Origin of the sequence: Klenkia soli (genome assembly GCF_900103975.1) — a bacterium.
Taxonomy (GTDB): Bacteria; Actinomycetota; Actinomycetes; order Mycobacteriales; family Geodermatophilaceae; genus Klenkia; species Klenkia soli.
In genome coordinates, this window is sequence record NZ_FNIR01000003.1 from 294,580 (window position 1) to 312,555 (window position 17,976).

Sequence of the window (17,976 nt, forward strand, 5' to 3'; positions counted from 1 at the left end):
CGGTGGGGCGGACGCTCGATGACGGTGGCTGCGGTGCTGGTCGCCGGCCTGCTCGTCGAGGCCGACGCGGCGAGCGCCGCCCCCGCCGTCCCGGCACCCACCCCGGTGCTGACCGCACCCGCCGTCCCGGGCCGGACTGCTGCCGTCGTCCCGCCGGCCACGGTCGCCCTGGCCGCCTTCGGCGGCACGGGGTCGCTGGTGGCGCTGGTCGGCCCGTCGCCGCGGCCGGTCTCGTCCAGCGCGGGGCACCGGGGGACGGCGGCCCCGTCGACCGCCGGTGACGTGGACGCGCCCGTCCCCACCGCGTCGCTGGTCAAGCTGTACCTGGCCGAGGGCATCCTGAGCGCGGCCCGCACGGCGGGCACCGTCGTGCCCGAGCTCGACCTGGCCCGCATCACCGCGATGTTGACGACGTCGGACGACACCGCCGCGTCCGAGCTGTGGGTGGCCCACGACGGCCCTGCGGTGGTCGTCGACGTCGCGGCCCGCTACGGGCTGCGGGCCACCGCTCCCCCGACGCCGGACCCGGGTGCCTGGGGGTCGGCGACGACGTCGGCGGCCGACCTCGCGACGTTCCTGGCCGACCTGCCCGACCGCGCGCACCCCGACGACGCCGACCTCCTGCTCGAGCTGCTCGCGCAGGCCACGCCGGTCGGGGCCGACGGGTTCGACCAGTCCTTCGGGCTGCTGGGCCCGACCCGGTCCGCCGACGTCGCCGCCAAGCAGGGCTGGATGTGCTGCGTGGCGGGTCAGCGCTACCTGCACTCCGTCGGGCTGCAGGACGGGCGGGTCGTCGTGCTGCTGGCCAGCTTCCCCGCCGACGTCGACTGGTCGGTGGCCCGGGCCGCGGTCGACGCGGCGGCCACCGCGATCAGTCGCTGACGCGCTCGGCGACCAGGGTGGTGCCGATGCGGGCGAACCCGACCCGTTCGTAGACCCGGGCGACGTCGTCGTCACCGGCGGCCAGGAAGACCGTCGTCACCGACTCCCGGGCGTGCTCGACCAGGGCCGACGCGAGACCGGCGCCCAGGCCGCGACCGCGGAACCGGGGCAGCGTGGCGACCCCGGCGATCTCGCTCGTGCCGGTGCCGTCGACGTCCACGGGCTGGTGCGAACCGACGGCCACGGGGTCGCCGTCCTCGACCGCGATCATCATGACCGTGCGCCCGTCGGCGATCCGCTCGCGCAGCACGCTGGTGGGCTGCGGTGGGTCGACCAGCCGGTCGGGCGCAGCACCCGGCGAGGAGGAGATGGGCCCGGCGGTGGCCCCCGCCGGGGTGGCGAACGCCAGCTGGGCCAACCGCTGGTAGGTGGCCAGCTGGGGGTCGTCGGCGCCGACCAGGTAGAAGCGGACCCCCTCGGGGAGGGTGACCTCGACGTCGTCGACGGCCACCAGCAGCGGCAGCTCGTCGACGCTCAGCCCGGCGGCCCGGGCGGCGTGGCCCAGCCCCGGGTTGCGCTCGGCGAACCACTCGAGGGCCTCGGGCATGCCGGAGGCCCGTTGCAGCGCGAGGGCGTCCTCGACGTCGGTGGGGCCGACCGGACCGCCACCGGGGTGCGGGCGGGCGGGGTAGGGCCACTCCGCCGAGCCGACCGGGACGTCGAGCCCGCCGACCCGCCGCACCGGGGTCTCCGGGAGCGGGGAGAGGGCGAAGTACTGCTCGATGCGGTCGAGCAGACCCGGTCGCGTCGGCACACCCGAACCCTAGACGCGCACCGGCGGACGTACCCGGCGGTGGGGCTGCGGGCCACCCGGGCGAGGTGGGTGGGGGTGCCGACGGCACCATGGTCGCCGTGACGGTCGCCCCGCGGAGCCATCCCTCGCCGTACGCGGCCTTCGACCGTGGTCAGTGGCGGGCCCTCGCCGAGGGCCAGGACCTGCCCCTGGACGCCGAGCAGCTGGCCCGGCTGGCGACCCTCGGCGACCGGATCGACCTCGACGAGGTGCGCACCGTCTACCTGCCGCTGGCCCGGTTGCTGGCCCTGCAGGTGGCCGCCAGCCGGCGGCTCTGGACGGTGCAGTCGGAGTTCCTCGGCACCAGCACCGCGAAGGTGCCGTACGTGATCGCGGTCGCCGGTAGCGTCGCGGTCGGCAAGAGCACCACAGCGCGCCTGCTGCAGGCCCTGCTCGCCGCCCAGCCGGACACCCCGCGGGTCGACCTGGTGACCACCGACGGGTTCCTGCACCCGAACGCGGTGCTGGAGTCCCGCGGCCAGCTGGGGCGCAAGGGCTTCCCCGAGACCTACGACCGCCGGGCCCTGCTCCGGTTCCTGGCCGACGTCAAGGGCGGGCGGGGGTCGGTGACCGCGCCGCTCTACTCCCACCAGTCCTACGACGTGCTGCCCGACCAGGTGCAGGTGGTCGACCGGCCCGACGTGCTCGTGCTGGAGGGCCTCAACGTGCTGCAGGCCGGCAACCGGGCCGACGGGCAGGTGCCCGAGGTGTTCCTGTCGGACTTCTTCGACTTCTCCGTCTACGTCGACGCCGGCGAGCACGACGTCGAGCAGTGGTACGTCGAGCGGTTCCACGCCCTGCGCCGGACGGCGTTCCAGGACGAGGAGGCCTACTTCCACCGCTTCGCCGACCTGACCGACGCCGAGGCCACCGAGACCGCCCGCGGGATCTGGGCGGCGGTGAACGGGCCGAACCTGCGCACCAACATCGCGCCCACCCGCTCGCGGGCCCGGCTGGTGCTGCAGAAGGCGGCCGACCACTCGGTCAAGCGGGTGCTGCTCCGCAAGCTGTGAGCGGTCAGTCGGGCAGATGGGCCCGACCGGCGTCGTCCAGCGGCCAGGCGGGGTTGTGCGCGACCTCCCAGCGGTGGCCGTCGGGGTCGGCGAACACCCCGTTGTAGCCGCCCCAGAAGGTGGCCGACCCCGGGCGGAGCACCGAACCACCCGCGGCCGCGGCCTCGGTGAGGACGGCGTCGACCTCGGCCGGTGACCCCACGTTGTGGGCCACCGTGATGCCGCCCCACCCGCCGGCGTCGTCGGGCACCTCGGAGTCCTCGGCCAGCAGGGCGCGCGACCACAGGCCCAGGTGGGTGCCGGTGCCCTGCAGGAACGCGACCTCCTCCTGGGACTGGCTGGACTCGCGCCAGCCCATCGCCGCGTAGAACGCCCGGGCCCGGGGCAGGTCGGCGACGCCGAGGGTGATGAGGGTGATGACCGGTCTCATGCCCCGACCCTGGCACGGGGCACCGACGGTTTCGAGGCATCCTGTCGTCCGTGGACTGGGAGCAGCAGGTGGCGCAGGTGTGGGCCGGGGACGTCGACGCCCCCGGCTTCGTGGACCGGATGGCCGCGCTGGCGGAGATCTGCCCCGCCGGGGACGGTTCGGGCCTGTTCGAGCTCGCCGGCGCCCACGACTCGACAGGTCATCCCGAGGAGGCGGTCCCCCGCTACGAGGAGGCGCTGCGGCGCGGGCTCACCGGGGTGCGGCGGCGGGAGGCCGCCGTCCAGCTGGCCAGCTCCTACCGGAACCTGGGCCGCCCGGCGGACGGCGCGCAGCTGCTGCGGGCAGAGCTGGAGCGCACGTCGGACGACCTGGACGACGCCGTCCGGGCGTTCCTCGCGCTGTGCCTGGCCGACGCCGGGCGGGAGCGCGAGGCGCTGGGGGTCGCCCTCGGCGCGCTGGCACCGCACGTGCCCCGCTACCGGCGTTCGCTGGCCGCCTACGCCGAGGAGCTGGCCCGGTAGAGGTCGCGCAGCACGGTGATCTCGGCGCCGTGGTGGATCAGCTCCCGGTTGAGGTGCAGCACCAGGTGGGCGAAGGGTGCCTGGGCGTCGATCGGGGTGGCCTGGCTGCGGCCGACCGTCCAGAGCTCGTCGGCGGTGAGCGCGCCGACGTCGCGCTGCCACGCCTCCACCGCCTCCTGCAGCGCGGCGACGCCTGCCGCGGCGGTCGGGTGGGCCAGGACCATGTCGTCCCGCCGTCTGGTGTGCCCGCCGAAGGTCCACTCCCAGCGCTCGGTGTAGGCCTCGACCAGGTGCGCCACCAGCCAGGCGATGGTGCGCGGGCCGGGGTCGTCGGGGCCGTCGGGCCACTCGACGACCCACTCCCCCGCACCCACCTTGCGGCGGCTGGTCTTGCCGCGCGGTGCGATCGAGAGCGCCCAGGGCGCCGGCTTCCAGAGGTACTCGTCGTCGGGGAGGTCCTGCAGGTGCTGGTGCAGGTCGAGCCAGGAGAAGCCCAGCTGGCCGGTGACCAGCGACGACACGTCCGGGCGGGTGAGCACGTCCCAGTCGAACTCCGGTGATCCGTAGGCCATGCCCCACCTTGGCACCGAAGCGTGCGGAGGTCGACGGTGTCGTACCCCGGGTGCACGGTGGAGTCGTCCCCCGACGTCCCCGAGGAGCTGCCGTGATCGTCCCGACCGTCCGACAGGTGGTGCTCGACGGCACCGACGTCCGCGCCCTGGCCGAGTTCTACCGTCAGCTGCTGGGCTACGGCTACCGCCCGGGGGACGAACCGCCCGCCGAGGGACCCGACGAGCTGGAGTGGCTGGTGCTGCGCAGTCCCGGCGGTGAACCGCAGCTCGCCTTCCAGCAGGTGGCGAGGCTGACGCCGACCACCTGGCCCGCGGACGACGTCCCGATGCAGCTGCACCTGGACTGCTCCGTCCCCGACGTCGAGAGCCTCCAGGAGGTGCTGCACACCGCGCTCGAGCTCGGTGCCGAGCTGCGGTTCGACCGCAGCGACGACCCCGCGGAGCCGCTGTACGTGTTCGCCGACCCGGCCGGCCACCCCTTCTGCGTCTTCGTCGCCGCGCCCGGCTGATCCGGTCAGCGGGGCAGCCGCGTCCCCCGGTCTCGCTGCCCCGTTCCGGGGTTCCCGCCCTCCGGACCGCCCCGGAGAGGGCAGAAACCCCGTACCCGAGCTGCACCGCTCGGCCCGCCCCGCAGAAGACCCACCGCCCTGCTGAGCCGGCAGCCGCGCGCAGGAGACTGTCGGCATGAGCTCCACCGACGACGCAGCGAGCACCCCGACCGTCCCCGACGCCACCCGGCGCGCGCCGCACGACCAGGCGTTCGGGTCCTGGGTGCAGACGACGCTGGCCGACGGGTGGGACCCCGAGCCGGAGGCCCCGCATCCCGCGCACCCGGGAGCCGCTGCCGCCGCTGCTGCGCACCGCGCCCGCCTGCTGGCCGCGCTGCCGGGACGCGCCGTCGTCGTCCAGTCCGGGACGGCACCGGTGCGGGCCAACGACACGGTGTACGGCTTCCGGCCGGCCAGCGCCTACACCTGGCTCACCGGGGACCAGGCCGAAGGCGCCGTCCTCCTCCTGGCCCCCGACGGCACCGCGACGATCTACCTCCCCCCGTCGGCCGGGCCCGGCACGCTCACCTACGTCACCGACCGTCGCGAGGGCGCCCTCTGGGTCGGCGGAGTCCCCTCGGCCGCCGGCACCGCCGCGCGGCTCCAGGTCGACGCGAGGCCCCGCACCGAGCTCGCCGCCGCACTCCGCGCCGCCGGTGAGGTCCGGGTGCTCGGCGGCATCGACCCCGACCTCGGCCCCGGTGACCCCGAGCTGGCGACCACGCTGGCCCGGCTGCGTGCGGTCAAGGACGACTGGGAGGTCGAGCGCCTCGCCGAGGCCTGTGCCGCCACGGCGCGGGGGTTCGCCGACGTCGTGCGCGAGCTCCCGGGCCTGCTGGCCGGCGACGGGCGGCGCGGCGAGCGGTGGCTCGAGGGCACCTTCTGGCGCCGGGCCCGGCTGGAGGGCAACGACGTCGGCTACTCCTCGATCGTCGCGGCCGGCAGCCACGGCACCTCCCTGCACTGGGCCCCCGTGGACGGCGACATCCGCGCGGGCCAGCTGCTGCTCGCGGACATGGGCGTGGAGACCACCTCGCTCTACACCGCCGACGTCACGCGCACCTTCCCCGTCGACGGCACCTGGACGCCGGTGCAGCGGCGCGTGCACGGCGCGGTGCGGGAGGCCCACCGAGCCGGCATCTCCGAGGTTCGCGCCGGCCGGCCCTTCCTCGCCGCCCACCACGCCGCGCAGTGGGTGCTCGCCGACCACCTGCACCGGTGGGGCCTGATCACCTGGACCGCGGACGACGCCCTGCACGAGGACCTCGCCCGCCCCGGCGCCGGCGCCCACCGCCGGTACACCCTCCACTCCACCAGCCACCTGCTCGGCCTGGACGTGCACGACTGCGCGGCGCTCGACGGCTCCGAGTACCTGGCCACCGTGCTCGAGCCCGGGCACTCCCTCACCGTCGAACCCGGCCTCTACTTCCAGGTCAACGACCGCACCGTGCCCGACGAGCTGCGCGGCGTCGCCGTCCGCCTCGAGGACGACCTCGTGGTCACCGACGGCGCGGCCCGGGTGCTGTCCGACGCCCTGCCCACCGACGCCGACGAGCTCACCGCGTGGATGGCCGACGCGCAGGCTCAGCCCCTCGGCCGGTAGCGCTGCTCCGGGCGGCCGGTGGTGCCGTAGCGCAACTCCAGCTCCAGCCGGCCGTCGGCGTCCAGCGCCGACAGGTGCCGCTGCGCCGTCGCGCGGGACACCCCGGTCGCCTCGGCCAGCTCGGCGGCCGACCGGGGCTCCCCGGCCGCCCGCAGCGCCTGCAGCAGCAGGTCACGGGTCGCGCTGGCCGCCGGCCGCGGCGCCGCCCCCTCGCCGCGCAGGGCGTGCAGTGCGGCGTCGACGGTGTCCTGGTCGACCTCGGGGACGTCGTCGACCACCCGCCGGTAGCGGGCGTAGGAGCGCAACCGCGCCTGCAGCACCCGCTCCGGGAACGGCTTCACCAGGTAGGCCAGCGCCCCGGCCCGCACCGCGGCGCGGAACGTCGGCGGCTCGGTCGCCGCCGACAGCACGAACGCGTCGCACCCCAGCTCGGGGAGCAACCCGATCCCGGACCCGTCGGGCAGGTAGACGTCGACCAGCGCCAGGTCGAACGGCGGCGCCCCGGATGCCCGGCGCGCCCCGACGGCGGTTCGGGCGGCGTCCCGGCTGCCGGCCCGCCCGGCGACGGCAAACCCCGGGACGGCGGCCACCGCCCGCGCGTGCAGCTCGGCGACCCGGAAGTCGTCGTCCACCACGAGCACCAGCAGATCGCTCACGTCTCCTCCTCCAGCACCCCGGGCAGCCGCACCACGAACACCGCGCCGCCGAGCCCGCCGTCCCCACCGGCCGACCCCAGCACCGCGGAACCACCCCGCGCGCGGGCCACCTGGCGGACCAGGCCGAGCCCGATGCCGCCCTCCCCGGAGGGGCGGGTGGTCACGCCGGTCTCGAACACCCGGTCACCCAGCTCGGGTGGCACGCCGGGGCCGTTGTCGGCCACCGCGACCACCAGGGCGTCGCCGTCCTCGACCAGGTCGACCTCGGCCACCCCGTCGGGCCGGCCGGCCAGCGCGGTGACCGCGTTGTCCACCAGGTTGCCCAGCACGGTGGTGACGTCGACCGGGTCCACCAGCCGGCGGCCGACGGCGACCGAGCCCAGCCGCAGCTGCACCCCGCCCTCCCGGGCGTGCGCCGCCTTGGCCGCCAGGAACGCCTGCAGGTACGGGTCGGCGACGGTGTCCAGGCCCTCGACCGCTGCGCCGAGCGGGCCGGTGCCGAGCAGCTCGTGCACGTAGTCGGCCGCCTCGGTGGTCAAGCCGGTGTCGAGCAGGCCGGACACCAGGTGCAGCCGGTTGGCGAACTCGTGCCGCTGCGCGCGCAGCACGGTGCCGGCCTCGGCGACGGCGTCCAGCTGGCGGGTGAGCAGCTCGACGTCGGTGCGGTCGCGCAGCGTCAGCACCACGCCCAGGTCGCGGCCGTCGCGGCTCACCCGGCGGGCCGAGCACAGCAGCGCCCGGTCCCCCAGCACGGTCAGCGACGGGGCCGGGTCGGGGTCGGCCACCAGCGAGCGCAACCCGGCCGGCCAGTCGTCGGTGGCGTCGCCCCGCGCCACCGGGCGGCCCAGCAACCGCACCGCCTCCTCGTTGGCCAGCACGACCCGACCGTCCGGCCCGACCGCGACCACGCCGTCCCCGATCCCCCGCAGCACCGCCTCGTGCCCCTGCAGCAGCCCGCCCAGCTCCTCGGGCTGCACGCCGTGGGTGAGCCGCCGCAGCCGGCGGGCCAGCAGCACCGCACCGGCCACGCCGCCCAGCAGCGCGAGGACGGCGGTGCCGGCGGCCAGCAGGATCGCGTCCCGCGCCAGCCGGTCCACCTCGGCCACCGCCACCCCGACGCTGACCTCGCCCACCACGCGGTCGGACCCCGGGGCACGCACCGGCACCTTGGCCCGGGCGGCCTCGCCGAGCGTGCCGGAGTCCTCCTCGACGACCTCTCCCCCGGCCAGCGGGATCGAGGGGTCGCTGCTGACCAGCAGACCCAGGCGGTCCGGGCTGGGATGGGCCAGCCGGAGCCCGCGGTCGTCGGTGACCACGACGAACAGGGCACCGGTGCGCAGCCGGGCGTCCTCGGCCGCCACCTGCACCGCGCCGTCGACCAGGGCGGCCCGGTCGGCGTCGGTGCTGGGTGCGGGCGCGTCGCTGGCAGCCTCGGCGCCGGCCCGGACGACGTCGTCCTCGGCGACGCTGCGGGCGATGGCGAGCGCGAGCCGGCCGGCGTCGTCGGTGACCTGCCGCTGCAGCACCCAGGCCGAGCCGCCGAACGCGACGACCAGGACGGCGACCACGAGGAGGACGAGCACGGCCAGCGTCTGGCGGGTGAACGACCAGCGCCGCGGGTGCACGAGCGGAGGCTACCCGTGGGGTGAGCAGAACGCGCAGAAGTAGTTCTTCGCGGACAACGGATCAGTTCGCGAGCAACCCCGGGTGACCCGCACCACGCCCATAACGTCCGTCACACCCCAGCGGGCCCGATCGGGGCCGGCGCACCAGCAGACGGAGCAACGATGCTTGTACTACTCGGATTCGGCATGGTCGCCGTGTTCATGGCGCTCATCCTGACCAAGCGGCTGTCCCCCGTGGTCGCGCTGATCCTGGTCCCGGTGACCTTCGCGGTCATCGCCGGCGCCGGCCTGGACGTCGGGGACGCGGTCAAGGAGCAGATCGGCGGCTTCGCCACGACGGCCGCCCTGCTGTTCTTCGCGATCATCTACTTCGGCCTGATGATCGACGTCGGCCTCTTCGACCCGCTGATCAAGGGCATCCTCAAGCTCTGCGGCGACGACCCCGTGCGGGTGGTCATCGGCACCGCCCTGCTGGCCGGCGTCGTCTCGCTGGACGGCGACGGCTCGACCACCTTCATCATCACCGTCTCGGCGATGCTGCCCATCTACCTGCGCATGGGCCTGTCGCCGGTCACCCTGACCGTCGCGGCGAACCTGGCCAACGGCGTGTTCAACATCCTGCCCTGGGGCGGGCCCACCATCCGCGCCGCCACGGCCCTGGACGTCTCCCCCACCGAGCTGTTCAACCCGATGGTGCCCAGCATGGTCGCCGGGTTCGCCATGGTCCTCGTGCTGTCGGTCCTCATGGGTCTGGGCGAGCGTCGCCGGCTGGCCAAGAAGGGCATCTCGCTCACCCAGGTGCGCGAGCAGGAGCTGGCCGGGGTCGGCGCGTTCGTCACCGGCGGGCCCGGCGGCGGACGTCGTCCCGTCGAGCGACCCACCGGCGGTGCCGGGGACGGCGGCCACACCCCCGACGACACCCCCGACGAGCCGGTCATCGCCGGCCTGGACCCGAACCGCGCCTCGCTGCGCCCGAAGCTGCTGTGGTTCAACGCCTCCCTGACCGTGGCGCTGCTGGTGCTGCTGGGCATGGACGTCGTCCCGCTGTTCTTCGTGTTCATGCTCTTCGCCGCCCTGGCCCTGGTCGTGAACTTCCCGAGCCCCGCGGAGCAGGCCGAGCGGATCAAGGAGCACAGCTCGAGCATCGTGGCGGTCGTGGCCATGGTCTTCGCCGCCGCGGTGCTGGTCGCCGTGCTGTCCGCCACCGGCATGGACACCGCGATGGCCAGCTGGATCGTCGACGTCGTCCCCGAGAGCTGGGGCCCGTACTTCGCCACGATCACCGCGGTGCTGTCGATGCCGCTGACGTTCTTCCTGACCAACGACGCCTTCTACTTCGGCGTGCTGCCGATCCTGTCGGAGGCCGCGGCCAACTACGGGATCACCCCGCTGGAGATGGCCCGGGCCTCGATCATCGGCCAGCCGGTGCACATGACCTCGCCGCTGGTCCCCGCGATGCTGCTGCTGATCTCGCTGGCCAAGGTCGACCTGGCCGACCACCACAAGAAGGTCATCTGGCGGGCCGCCCTGTGCTCGCTGTCCATGCTCGCCGTGGCGCTGCTCGTCGGCGTCGTCCCCTTCCACGCCTGAGGAACCGCGCCATGACCGCACCCGTCGTCACCGCACCCGTCGTGATCGCCGTCAACGACCGTCCCGAGGGCAGCGCCGCCCTCACCTGGGGTCTGAAGCGGGCCGCCCGCCTGCAGACCACCGCCGTGCTGGTGCCCAGCACCGGGGACACCCCCAGCGCCCCGGTGCACCTGTCGGTCGCCACCCGCGAGCTGGTCGAGTCGGCCACCGCGGCCGCCGGGGTCGACTACGTGCTGCACGAGCAGCCCGAGGACGTCGCCCAGGCGCTGATCAACCTGTCGGAGGACGCCGACATGGTGGTGCTGCCCGTGCGCCGCCGCTCGGTGACCATGAAGTTCCTGCTGGGCAGCAACGCGATGCGGGTCATCGCCGAGGCGCACTGCCCGGTCGTGACGGTGAAGTCGCCCGGCTGACCCCCGCACCACCACCCCGGCATGGGAGCCCATGCACCCGCTCTGGAGCGCCGGAACCGGGTGCACGGGCTCCCATGCCGGGGTGGGTGGGCGCGGCTACGCCTGGGCGACGACCTCGCGGTCGACGCCGGCGGTCTCGGTCTCGCCGACGCCCTCGGGGTCGGCATCGGCCTTCGGGACCGCGGTCGGCTCGACGTCCTCGAAGGCCTCCGGGGACGGGCACGAGCACACCAGGTTGCGGTCGCCGTAGGCCCCGTCGATGCGACGCACCGGCGCCAGGTAGTACCGGCCCACCAGCGACGGCAGCGGGTGCACCGCGGTCTCCCGGGAGTAGGGCTTGGCCCAGTCGCGGGCCAGCATCGCCAACGTGTGCGGGGCGTTGCGCAGCGGGTTGTCGGTGGCGTCGAACTCGCCCGACTCGACCTTGGCGATCTCGCCGCGGATGGCGACCATCGCGTCGACGAACCGGTCGAGCTCGCCGAGGTCCTCGCTCTCGGTCGGCTCGACCATCAGCGTGCCGTTGACCGGGAAGCTCATGGTCGGGGCGTGGAAGCCGTAGTCGACCAGCCGCTTGGCGACGTCGTCGTTGGTCACGCCGGTCGCCTTGGTGATGCCGCGGATGTCCAGGATGCACTCGTGGGCCACCAGCCCGTGCGCGCCGGTGTAGAGCACCGGGTAGTGCTCGCGCAGCCGCGCGGCCACGTAGTTGGCGGCCAGGATCGCGTGCTCGGTGGCCGACCGCAGACCGTCGGGGCCCATGAGCCGCAGGTAGGCCCACGAGATCGGCAGGATGCCGGCCGACCCGAAAGGCGCGCCGGCGACGGCCGGGCCCTGGCCCCCGGTCTCGACCAGCGGGTGCCCCGGCAGGAAGGGCACCAGGTGCTCGGCGACGCCGATCGGACCGACCCCCGGCCCGCCGCCGCCGTGCGGGATGCAGAACGTCTTGTGCAGGTTCAGGTGGCTGACGTCGGAGCCGAACCGCCCGGGACGGGCCAGGCCGACCAGCGCGTTGAGGTTCGCGCCGTCGACGTAGACCTGGCCGCCGGCGTCGTGCACCGCGGCGCAGATGTCGCCGACCGCGGTCTCGAACACCCCGTGCGTCGAGGGGTAGGTGATCATCAGCGCGGCCAGCCGGTCGGCGTGCTGCTCGACCTTGGCCCGCAGATCGGCGACGTCGACGTTGCCCTGGTCGTCGCACGCGACGACGACCACGCGCATGCCGGCCATCACCGCCGAGGCGGCGTTCGTGCCGTGCGCGGACGACGGGATCAGGCACACGTCGCGCTGCTCGTCGCCCCGTGCGTGGTGGTAGCCGCGGATGGCCAGCAGCCCGGCGAACTCGCCCTGCGAGCCGGCGTTGGGCTGCACGCTGACCGCGGCGTACCCGGTGATCTCGGCCAGCCCGGTGCACAGCTCGTCGATCAGCTGCGCGTAGCCGCGGGCCTGCTCGACCGGGGCGAACGGGTGCAGGCCGGCGAACTCCGGCCAGGTGATGGCGGCCATCTCGGTGGCGGCGTTGAGCTTCATCGTGCAGGAGCCCAGCGGGATCATCGTGCGGTCCAGCGCGAGGTCCTTGTCGCTGAGCGAGCGCAGGTAGCGCAGCATCGCGGTCTCGCTGCGGTGGGCGTGGAAGACCGGGTGGGTCAGGTAGGGCGTCGCGCGGCGGACGCCGGCCGGCAGCGCGTCCGCGACGTCGTCCAGACCGCCCGGCTCGACCCCGAACGCGGAGGCCACGTCGCGCAGGGTGGCCACGGTGGTGGTCTCGTCGCAGGCGACGGCGACGGTGTCTGCGTCCACCTGCCGCAGGTTGATCCGGCGCTCGGCCGCCGCGGCGACCACCTCGGCCGCCCGGCCGGGGACCGCGGCCAGCACGGTGTCGAAGAAGTGCTCGTGGACGACGTCCACCCCACCGGCCCGCAGCCAGCTCGCCAGCGTCGTGGCCGACCGGTGGGTGCGGGCCGCGATCGACGCCAGGCCCTCGGGCCCGTGGTAGACCGCGTAGGCGCCGGCGATGACGGCCAGCAGCACCTGCGCGGTGCAGATGTTGCTGGTCGCCTTCTCCCGGCGGATGTGCTGCTCGCGGGTCTGCAGGGCCAGCCGGTAGGCGACGTCGCCGTCGGCGTCCACCGAGACCCCGACCAGCCGGCCGGGCAGCTGCCGGGCCAGGCCCTCGCGCACCGCCAGGTAGCCGGCGTGCGGCCCGCCGTAACCCATGGGGACGCCGAAGCGCTGCGTGGTGCCGCAGGCCACGTCGGCACCCCACTCCCCCGGTGCCTCCACCAGGGTCAGCGCCAGCAGGTCGGCGGCGACGACCACCGCGGCGCCGGCCTCGTGCGCGGCGGCAGCGAGGGCCCGGTGGTCGCGCACGGCGCCCGACGCGCCCGGGTAGGCCAGCAGCACGCCGAAGGCCGCGGGGACGTCGGCCGGCCAGCCCGCGGACAAGTCGGCCACGTGCAGGGTGATGCCCAACGGCTCGGCCCGGGTCTGCAGCACCGCGAGGGTCTGCGGCAGGGTGTCGGCGTCGACCACGAACACCGAGTCCGGCTTGGCCCGACCGGCCCGACGGACCAGGGTCATCGCCTCGGCCGCGGCGGTCGACTCGTCCAGCATCGAGGCACCGGCCACCGGCAACCCGGTCAGGTCGGCCACGGTGGTCTGGAAGTTGATCAGCGCCTCGAGCCGGCCCTGGCTGATCTCGGGCTGGTAGGGCGTGTACGCGGTGTACCAGGCGGGGTTCTCCAGGATGGTGCGCTGGATGACCGCCGGGGTGGTGGTGCCCGAGTAGCCCAGGCCGATCATCGAGGTGAAGACCTGGTTCGCCGCGGCCCGCTCCCGCAGGGCCGCCAGCACCTCGGCCTCGCCCTGTGCGGCGGGGAGGTCGAGCTCGGCGCGGTCGCGGACGACCTCCGGCACGGCCGCGTCGACCAGGGCCGATAGCGTCGGCTGACCGACCGCGGCCAGCATGCGGGCCACGTCGTCGGGCCGGGGACCGATGTGCCGGGCGGCGAAGGCCCCCTGCGGCTGGAGATCGGCCAGGGAAGGGAGGAAGGGGTCGACCACGACCCCGAACGTACCCGCTGCGCGTTACGCGGAGGCGCGCCGACGGCGGCGGGCGGAGAGCTCGTCGTCGGCGTCGACCGGACCGCCGTCCAGGCGCTCGGCAGGGAGCTCGGCGAGCTCACCGGTCAGCTCGCGCAGCGCGCCGGAGACCGCGATGCCGAACACGCCCTGGCCACCGGCCAGCAGGTCGACGACCTCCTCGGCGGAGGTGCACTCGTACACCGTGGCGCCGTCGGACAGCAGGGTCACGTTCGCGAGGTCCTTGACCCCGCGGGTGCGCAGGTGGTCGACGGCCTTGCGGATGTTCTGCAGCGAGACCCCGGTGTCCAGCAGCCGCTTGACGACCTTGAGCACGAGGATGTCGCGGAAGCTGTAGAGGCGCTGGGTGCCCGACCCGGTGGCGGTGCGCACGGACGGGGCGACGAGACCTGTTCTCGCCCAGTAGTCCAACTGCCGATAGGTGATGCCAGAGGCCGCACACGCGGTGGGGCCGCGGTAGCCGAAGGCCTCGCTGTCGGCCTCGTCGTAGGAGGGAGCACCCACTGCCGCGTCGGTGAACAGCTGGCCCTGGTTGCCGTCGCCCACGTCAGCGTCCTCCTCGTCGTGCGGCCCGATCCGGAGACCCGGCCGGCGCCCCGCGCAGCCACCGAGCTGGACGCTCGGAGTTGCACCGGGGTGATTCGTCGAAGGTAGGCCCGGGCGGTAGGCCGGTCAACCGCGACCGGCGGCGTGTCGAGCAGCTCACCCCGGAGGGTGACCTGACCGTGACCTGCGATGGGCTCGGTGTCACGGACCGCTCACTCAGGGTGTCTGGTCGGACTCCGACGAGGGCCCGAAGAAGTCGTCGGGGCTGACCTGGTCGAGGAACTCGCGGAATTTCTCGACCTCGTCCTCCTGCTCGTCCGGGATCTCGATGCCGACCTCGTCCAGCAGGGCCTCGGCGCCGTAGATCGGGGCGCCGGTGCGCACGGCGAGCGCGACGGCGTCGGACGGCCGGGCGCTGACGGTCCGCTCGTCGCCGAAGACCAGCTCGGCCAGGTAGATGCCGTCCTTCATCTCGGTGATGTGCACGGCCTCCAGGCTCGCGCCCAGGGTGGTGACCACCTCGCGCAGCAGGTCGTGGGTCATCGGCCGCGCCGGCCGGACCCCCTGCTGCTCGAAGGCGATGGCGGCGGCCTCGACCGCGCCGATCCAGATCGGCAGGTAGCGCTCGCCCTGCGTCTCCTTCAGCAGCAGGATGGGCTGGTTGCCGGGCAGCTCGACCCGGACACCGACCACTCTGAGCTCCTGCACGTTGGGCCTCCCCCGGTCGGTGCTGGACCGGCCCCGCGGGCCGGACGGTCGATCACAACGTACGCCGGGGATCAGACCCCGGCGTCGGGCCCGAGGACCTCGCGGAGCCGAGCCTCCAGCAGCGCGGTGTGCAGCTGGGCGGACAGCGCACCCAGGTCGCGCAGCTGCTCGGTGGCCCGGGTGTGCGCGTCCTCGGAGCGGGCCAGCAGCACCGGGGCCACGACCTGCTCGACCAGCGCGGCCTCGCGCTCGGCGCTGGTGCGGTAGACCCGCAGGTGCCGGGGCTCGATGCCGTGCCGGGCCAGTCCGCCGGCCGCCCGGGCGACGGCCAGCGCGGACGCCGGGAACCGGCCGTCGGCGCCGGGGCTGAGCAGGCCGTACTGCACGCAGTCGGCCAGCTGGGCGTCGTCGAGGTCGGCGGCGGCGGCGAGCTCGGCCGCCGTCATCGGCTCGCCCTGCTCGGAGGCCGCGGCCGGCACCGGTGCCGGCGCCGGGACCTCGGGGCGGACCGGGAGCGTCGCCGGGGTCTCACCCCGGTCGAGCGCGTCCAGCTGCTCCTTGATCACCCGCAGCGGCAGGTACTGGTCGCGCTGGGCGGCCAGCACGAAGCGCAGCCGGTCGGTGTCGGCGGTGGAGAACTTGCGGTAGCCCGACGGCGTGCGCTGCGGGTGGACCAGGTCCTCGCCCTCGAGGTAACGGATCTTGGAGATCGTCACGTCGGGGAACTCGTCGCGCAGGTCGGCGAGCACCTCGCCGATGGTGAACCGGGGCCGGCTGTCGCCCGCACCCGGCCCGGACGCCGGCTCAGGTGCTCCGGACCGGGCCGCCGCGGTCACGACGAGACGGGGTCGCCGGTGCGCGGGCCGGTGAGGTAGACCAGCCGGAACTTGCCGATCTGGACCTCGTCGCCACCGGCCAGCGACGCCACGTCGACCGGCTCGCGGTTGACGTAGGTGCCGTTGAGGCTGCCGACGTCGTGCACGGTGAAGCCACCGCCCTCACGGTGGAACTCCACGTGCCGGCGGCTGACGGTCACGTCGTCGAGGAAGATGTCGCTGTCGGGGTGCCGACCGGCGGTGGTGACCTCCTGGTCGAGCAGGAAGCGGCTGCCCGCGTTCGGGCCGCGCTTGACCACGAGCAGGGCCGAGCCCGCGGGCAGGGACTCCACGGCGCCGGCGTGGGCGTCCAGGGGCGTCTCGCCGGTGGCCGGGGCCTCGCCGGAGTCCTCGCCGCCGACCTTGGGGATCACGCTGGTGGACTCGCCCACCCGCTCCGGGGAGAGGGCCGAGCCGCACTGCGCGCAGAAGCGACTGCCCTCGGGGTTCTGGTGTCCACAGCGAGTGCAGTGCACGGTGTCTCCTCCGGTGAGCAGGCGGCACCGCCGCGGACTGCGTGTGCAGGCCGCGGCCGGCCGGCGGACGACGGACCGGATGGTCCGTCGTGGGTCGGCCGCCGCGTCAGCGGGCGGGCCGGGGTCATGGAACCAGTCGGCCGACCCGAGGGTCAACCGGACGTCGAGGCTGAGGGTGGGTCCGTCGCGGCGCTGGTGGGCACCGCCCCGGATCACTCCCGACGAGCATAGTGATCGCCGCACGCGGGGCACCCGGGGGTGGGCACCCGCCGCGGCTCAGCCCTGGTCGACCAGGGCCTGGTAGGCCTGGGCGTCCAGCAGCTCGGCGGTGGGGTCGTCGGTGTCGCCGGTGACCTCGATCTCCAGCAGCCAGCCCTCGCCGTAGGGGTCGGAGTTCACCGTCTCGGGCGCCTCGCCCAGGGCGGTGTTGACCGCCGACACGGTGCCGGCCAGCGGGGCGTACACGTCGGACACGCTCTTGGTCGACTCGACCTCGCCGATCGGGTTGCCCACGGTCAGCTCGTCGCCGACCTCGGGCAGCTGGACGAAGACGATGTCGCCGAGGGCGTCCTGGGCGTGGTCGGTGATGCCGATGCGCACCACCGTCGCCGCGCCCGCGGAGCCCTGTACCTGGGCCCACTCGTGCTGGTCGGTGTAGCGGCGGTCGTCGGGCGTGCTCATGCTCGTCCTTCTCTCAGTTGCCGTCGGGTTCTGCGTACTGGGGGTCGTCGAGGGGGCGCAGGGCGTCGACGACCACCTCGTCGGACTGGACGATGCGGACGTCGCCGCCCACCCGCCGGACGGTGGCGCTCACCCCGCCCGGGATGTCCATCGCCGTGGCCAGCACCTGCGGGTCGCCGATCACGACGACGACGTAGGGCGCGGTGATGCCCTGCCCGTCGATGCTCAGCGCACCGTCGGACCCCGTCACCGCGCTGCTGACCCCGATCCGGACGTCGTCGACCTGCATCGTCTCGGCGCCGGCCCCGCGCAGCTCCTGGATCGTGTTGAGCAGGATGGCTGCCGAGACCTTGCCCTCCGGGTCGGTGATCGTCATGGTCAGCCCCTGGCCCTGCGCGGCCAGGCTGCCGTTGAGGATGCCCAGCTCGGTGGCCCGCTGCTGGGCCTCGGCCAGCGCCGCCGCGGCCTGGCTGTCGGTGTCGCTGAGCTGCTCGAGCGCGGTGCGCTGCTCGGCGATCTGCTGGCGCAGCCGGTTCTCGCGGGCGTTGAGGTTGTCGAGGATGGTGACGAGGTCCTCCTCGCGGGCGCCGGTGTAGGTCTGGTCGCTGTCGGTGCTGCGCACCTGGACGGCGAAGGCGAAACCGAGCAGCAGGGTGAGCACCCCGATCAGGGCGGCGGCCAGCCGGTCGCGCCGCCCGTGCCGGATGAGGTGCCACACCGAGGGAGCCGGCTCCGCCGGGGTGGTCCCCGCGGTGGGGGGCGTGTCGGCAGCGGGCGTCTCGGCAGCGGGCGTCTCGGCAGCGGCCGTCTCGGCAGGAGTCGTGGCGGCGGGCTCGTCGGCCGGGGTGTCCTCGCGCGCGGTGGGGGTGTCGTCGGCCATCGGTC

Annotated in this window: 19 protein-coding genes; 7 read left to right on the forward strand and 12 right to left on the reverse strand. The window is 74.6% G+C overall.

The window, feature by feature from the left end; translation table 11 throughout:
• The first annotated feature begins 18 nt into the window (after window positions 1-18).
• Window positions 19-882, forward strand: coding sequence for a serine hydrolase (locus tag BLS67_RS06325; RefSeq protein WP_165617499.1), 864 nt, complete (start codon window positions 19-21; stop codon window positions 880-882).
• On the opposite strand, the gene BLS67_RS06330 is transcribed toward BLS67_RS06325, so the two are convergent.
• Window positions 872-1,696: a GNAT family N-acetyltransferase gene (locus tag BLS67_RS06330; protein ID WP_091241593.1), complete on the reverse strand. Its 825-nt coding sequence runs from the start codon at window positions 1,694-1,696 to the stop codon at window positions 872-874. The genes BLS67_RS06325 and BLS67_RS06330 overlap by 11 nt on opposite strands.
• Before the next feature lie 89 nt (window positions 1,697-1,785).
• On the opposite strand from BLS67_RS06330, the gene coaA reads away from it, so the two are divergent.
• Window positions 1,786-2,748 carry a type I pantothenate kinase gene (gene coaA / locus BLS67_RS06335; RefSeq protein WP_091241965.1) on the forward strand — a complete coding sequence of 321 codons (963 nt, stop codon included), beginning with the start codon at window positions 1,786-1,788 and terminating at the stop codon, window positions 2,746-2,748.
• A 4-nt stretch (window positions 2,749-2,752) separates the two neighbouring features.
• On the opposite strand, the gene BLS67_RS06340 is transcribed toward coaA, so the two are convergent.
• A complete protein-coding gene (locus BLS67_RS06340; protein ID WP_091241596.1) occupies window positions 2,753-3,178 on the reverse strand; it encodes a VOC family protein in 426 nt (141 codons plus the stop codon).
• Between the two features lie 50 nt (window positions 3,179-3,228).
• On the opposite strand from BLS67_RS06340, the gene BLS67_RS06345 reads away from it, so the two are divergent.
• Window positions 3,229-3,699, forward strand: a complete 471-nt coding sequence (locus BLS67_RS06345; protein WP_207500345.1) for a tetratricopeptide repeat protein — start codon at window positions 3,229-3,231, stop codon at window positions 3,697-3,699.
• Here the strand turns inward: BLS67_RS06345 and BLS67_RS06350 are convergent.
• Window positions 3,675-4,271 (reverse strand): DinB family protein, encoded by a 597-nt coding sequence (locus BLS67_RS06350; protein WP_091241599.1) that lies wholly within the window; start codon window positions 4,269-4,271, stop codon window positions 3,675-3,677. The genes BLS67_RS06345 and BLS67_RS06350 overlap by 25 nt on opposite strands.
• Before the next feature lie 92 nt (window positions 4,272-4,363).
• On the opposite strand from BLS67_RS06350, the gene BLS67_RS06355 reads away from it, so the two are divergent.
• Together BLS67_RS06355 and BLS67_RS06360 are read left to right on the forward strand one after the other, a co-directional pair.
• Window positions 4,364-4,780 (forward strand): VOC family protein, encoded by a 417-nt coding sequence (locus BLS67_RS06355; protein WP_091241603.1) that lies wholly within the window; start codon window positions 4,364-4,366, stop codon window positions 4,778-4,780.
• Window positions 4,781-4,955: 175 nt separating this feature from the next.
• On the forward strand, window positions 4,956-6,422 hold the full coding sequence (locus tag BLS67_RS06360) for an aminopeptidase P N-terminal domain-containing protein (protein ID WP_091241607.1): 1,467 nt from the start codon (window positions 4,956-4,958) through the stop codon (window positions 6,420-6,422).
• Here BLS67_RS06360 and BLS67_RS06365 read toward each other — a convergent pair.
• Both BLS67_RS06365 and BLS67_RS24710 read right to left on the reverse strand, forming a co-directional pair.
• Window positions 6,404-7,078, reverse strand: a complete 675-nt coding sequence (locus tag BLS67_RS06365) for a response regulator (protein WP_207500347.1) — start codon at window positions 7,076-7,078, stop codon at window positions 6,404-6,406. The genes BLS67_RS06360 and BLS67_RS06365 overlap by 19 nt on opposite strands.
• Window positions 7,075-8,703, reverse strand: coding sequence for a sensor histidine kinase (locus BLS67_RS24710; protein ID WP_091241609.1), 1,629 nt, complete (start codon window positions 8,701-8,703; stop codon window positions 7,075-7,077). Before BLS67_RS24710 ends, BLS67_RS06365 begins: the two co-directional genes overlap by 4 nt.
• A 186-nt stretch (window positions 8,704-8,889) precedes the next feature.
• On the opposite strand from BLS67_RS24710, the gene BLS67_RS06375 reads away from it, so the two are divergent.
• Together BLS67_RS06375 and BLS67_RS06380 are read left to right on the forward strand one after the other, a co-directional pair.
• Window positions 8,890-10,293 carry a CitMHS family transporter gene (locus tag BLS67_RS06375; RefSeq protein WP_207500349.1) on the forward strand — a complete coding sequence of 468 codons (1,404 nt, stop codon included), beginning with the start codon at window positions 8,890-8,892 and terminating at the stop codon, window positions 10,291-10,293.
• 11 nt (window positions 10,294-10,304) lie between these two features.
• Entirely contained in the window at window positions 10,305-10,706 is a 402-nt protein-coding gene (locus BLS67_RS06380; RefSeq protein WP_091241615.1) for a universal stress protein, read from the forward strand.
• 96 nt (window positions 10,707-10,802) lie between these two features.
• Here BLS67_RS06380 and gcvP read toward each other — a convergent pair whose 3' ends face one another.
• The 7 genes from gcvP to BLS67_RS06415 form a co-directional block, all read right to left on the reverse strand.
• Window positions 10,803-13,766 (reverse strand): aminomethyl-transferring glycine dehydrogenase, encoded by a 2,964-nt coding sequence (gene gcvP / locus BLS67_RS06385; protein ID WP_091241618.1) that lies wholly within the window; start codon window positions 13,764-13,766, stop codon window positions 10,803-10,805.
• 24 nt (window positions 13,767-13,790) lie between these two features.
• Complete coding sequence (locus BLS67_RS06390; protein WP_479723811.1) at window positions 13,791-14,351, reverse strand: MerR family transcriptional regulator; 561 nt, start codon at window positions 14,349-14,351, stop codon at window positions 13,791-13,793.
• Window positions 14,352-14,567: 216 nt separating this feature from the next.
• A complete protein-coding gene (locus tag BLS67_RS06395; protein WP_091241626.1) occupies window positions 14,568-15,059 on the reverse strand; it encodes a bifunctional nuclease family protein in 492 nt (163 codons plus the stop codon).
• Between the two features lie 71 nt (window positions 15,060-15,130).
• On the reverse strand, window positions 15,131-15,808 hold the full coding sequence (gene ftsR, locus BLS67_RS06400; protein ID WP_242653859.1) for a transcriptional regulator FtsR: 678 nt from the start codon (window positions 15,806-15,808) through the stop codon (window positions 15,131-15,133).
• Window positions 15,809-15,891: 83 nt separating this feature from the next.
• On the reverse strand, window positions 15,892-16,410 hold the full coding sequence (odhI, locus tag BLS67_RS06405) for an oxoglutarate dehydrogenase inhibitor Odhl (RefSeq protein ID WP_091241632.1): 519 nt from the start codon (window positions 16,408-16,410) through the stop codon (window positions 15,892-15,894).
• 276 nt (window positions 16,411-16,686) lie between these two features.
• Window positions 16,687-17,091, reverse strand: a complete 405-nt coding sequence (gene gcvH, locus BLS67_RS06410) for a glycine cleavage system protein GcvH (RefSeq protein WP_091241634.1) — start codon at window positions 17,089-17,091, stop codon at window positions 16,687-16,689.
• A gap of 13 nt (window positions 17,092-17,104) precedes the next feature.
• Complete coding sequence (locus BLS67_RS06415) at window positions 17,105-17,971, reverse strand: DUF881 domain-containing protein (protein WP_207500351.1); 867 nt, start codon at window positions 17,969-17,971, stop codon at window positions 17,105-17,107.
• Window positions 17,972-17,976 lie beyond the last annotated feature (5 nt).

What these genes read in the sequence shown, in the direction of transcription:
- coaA (WP_091241965.1), top strand. Translation starts at nt 1,786, where the DNA reads ATGGTCGCCGTGACGGTCGCCCCGCGGAGCCATCCCTCGCCGTACGCG.
- BLS67_RS06375 (WP_207500349.1), top strand. Translation starts at nt 8,890, where the DNA reads ATGGTCGCCGTGTTCATGGCGCTCATCCTGACCAAGCGGCTGTCCCCC.
- gcvH (WP_091241634.1), bottom strand. Translation starts at nt 17,091, where the DNA reads ATGAGCACGCCCGACGACCGCCGCTACACCGACCAGCACGAGTGGGCC.
- BLS67_RS06325 (WP_165617499.1), top strand. Translation starts at nt 19, where the DNA reads ATGACGGTGGCTGCGGTGCTGGTCGCCGGCCTGCTCGTCGAGGCCGAC.
- BLS67_RS06350 (WP_091241599.1), bottom strand. Translation starts at nt 4,271, where the DNA reads ATGGCCTACGGATCACCGGAGTTCGACTGGGACGTGCTCACCCGCCCG.
- BLS67_RS06360 (WP_091241607.1), top strand. Translation starts at nt 4,956, where the DNA reads ATGAGCTCCACCGACGACGCAGCGAGCACCCCGACCGTCCCCGACGCC.
- BLS67_RS06415 (WP_207500351.1), bottom strand. Translation starts at nt 17,971, where the DNA reads ATGGCCGACGACACCCCCACCGCGCGCGAGGACACCCCGGCCGACGAG.
- BLS67_RS06340 (WP_091241596.1), bottom strand. Translation starts at nt 3,178, where the DNA reads ATGAGACCGGTCATCACCCTCATCACCCTCGGCGTCGCCGACCTGCCC.
- BLS67_RS06380 (WP_091241615.1), top strand. Translation starts at nt 10,305, where the DNA reads ATGACCGCACCCGTCGTCACCGCACCCGTCGTGATCGCCGTCAACGAC.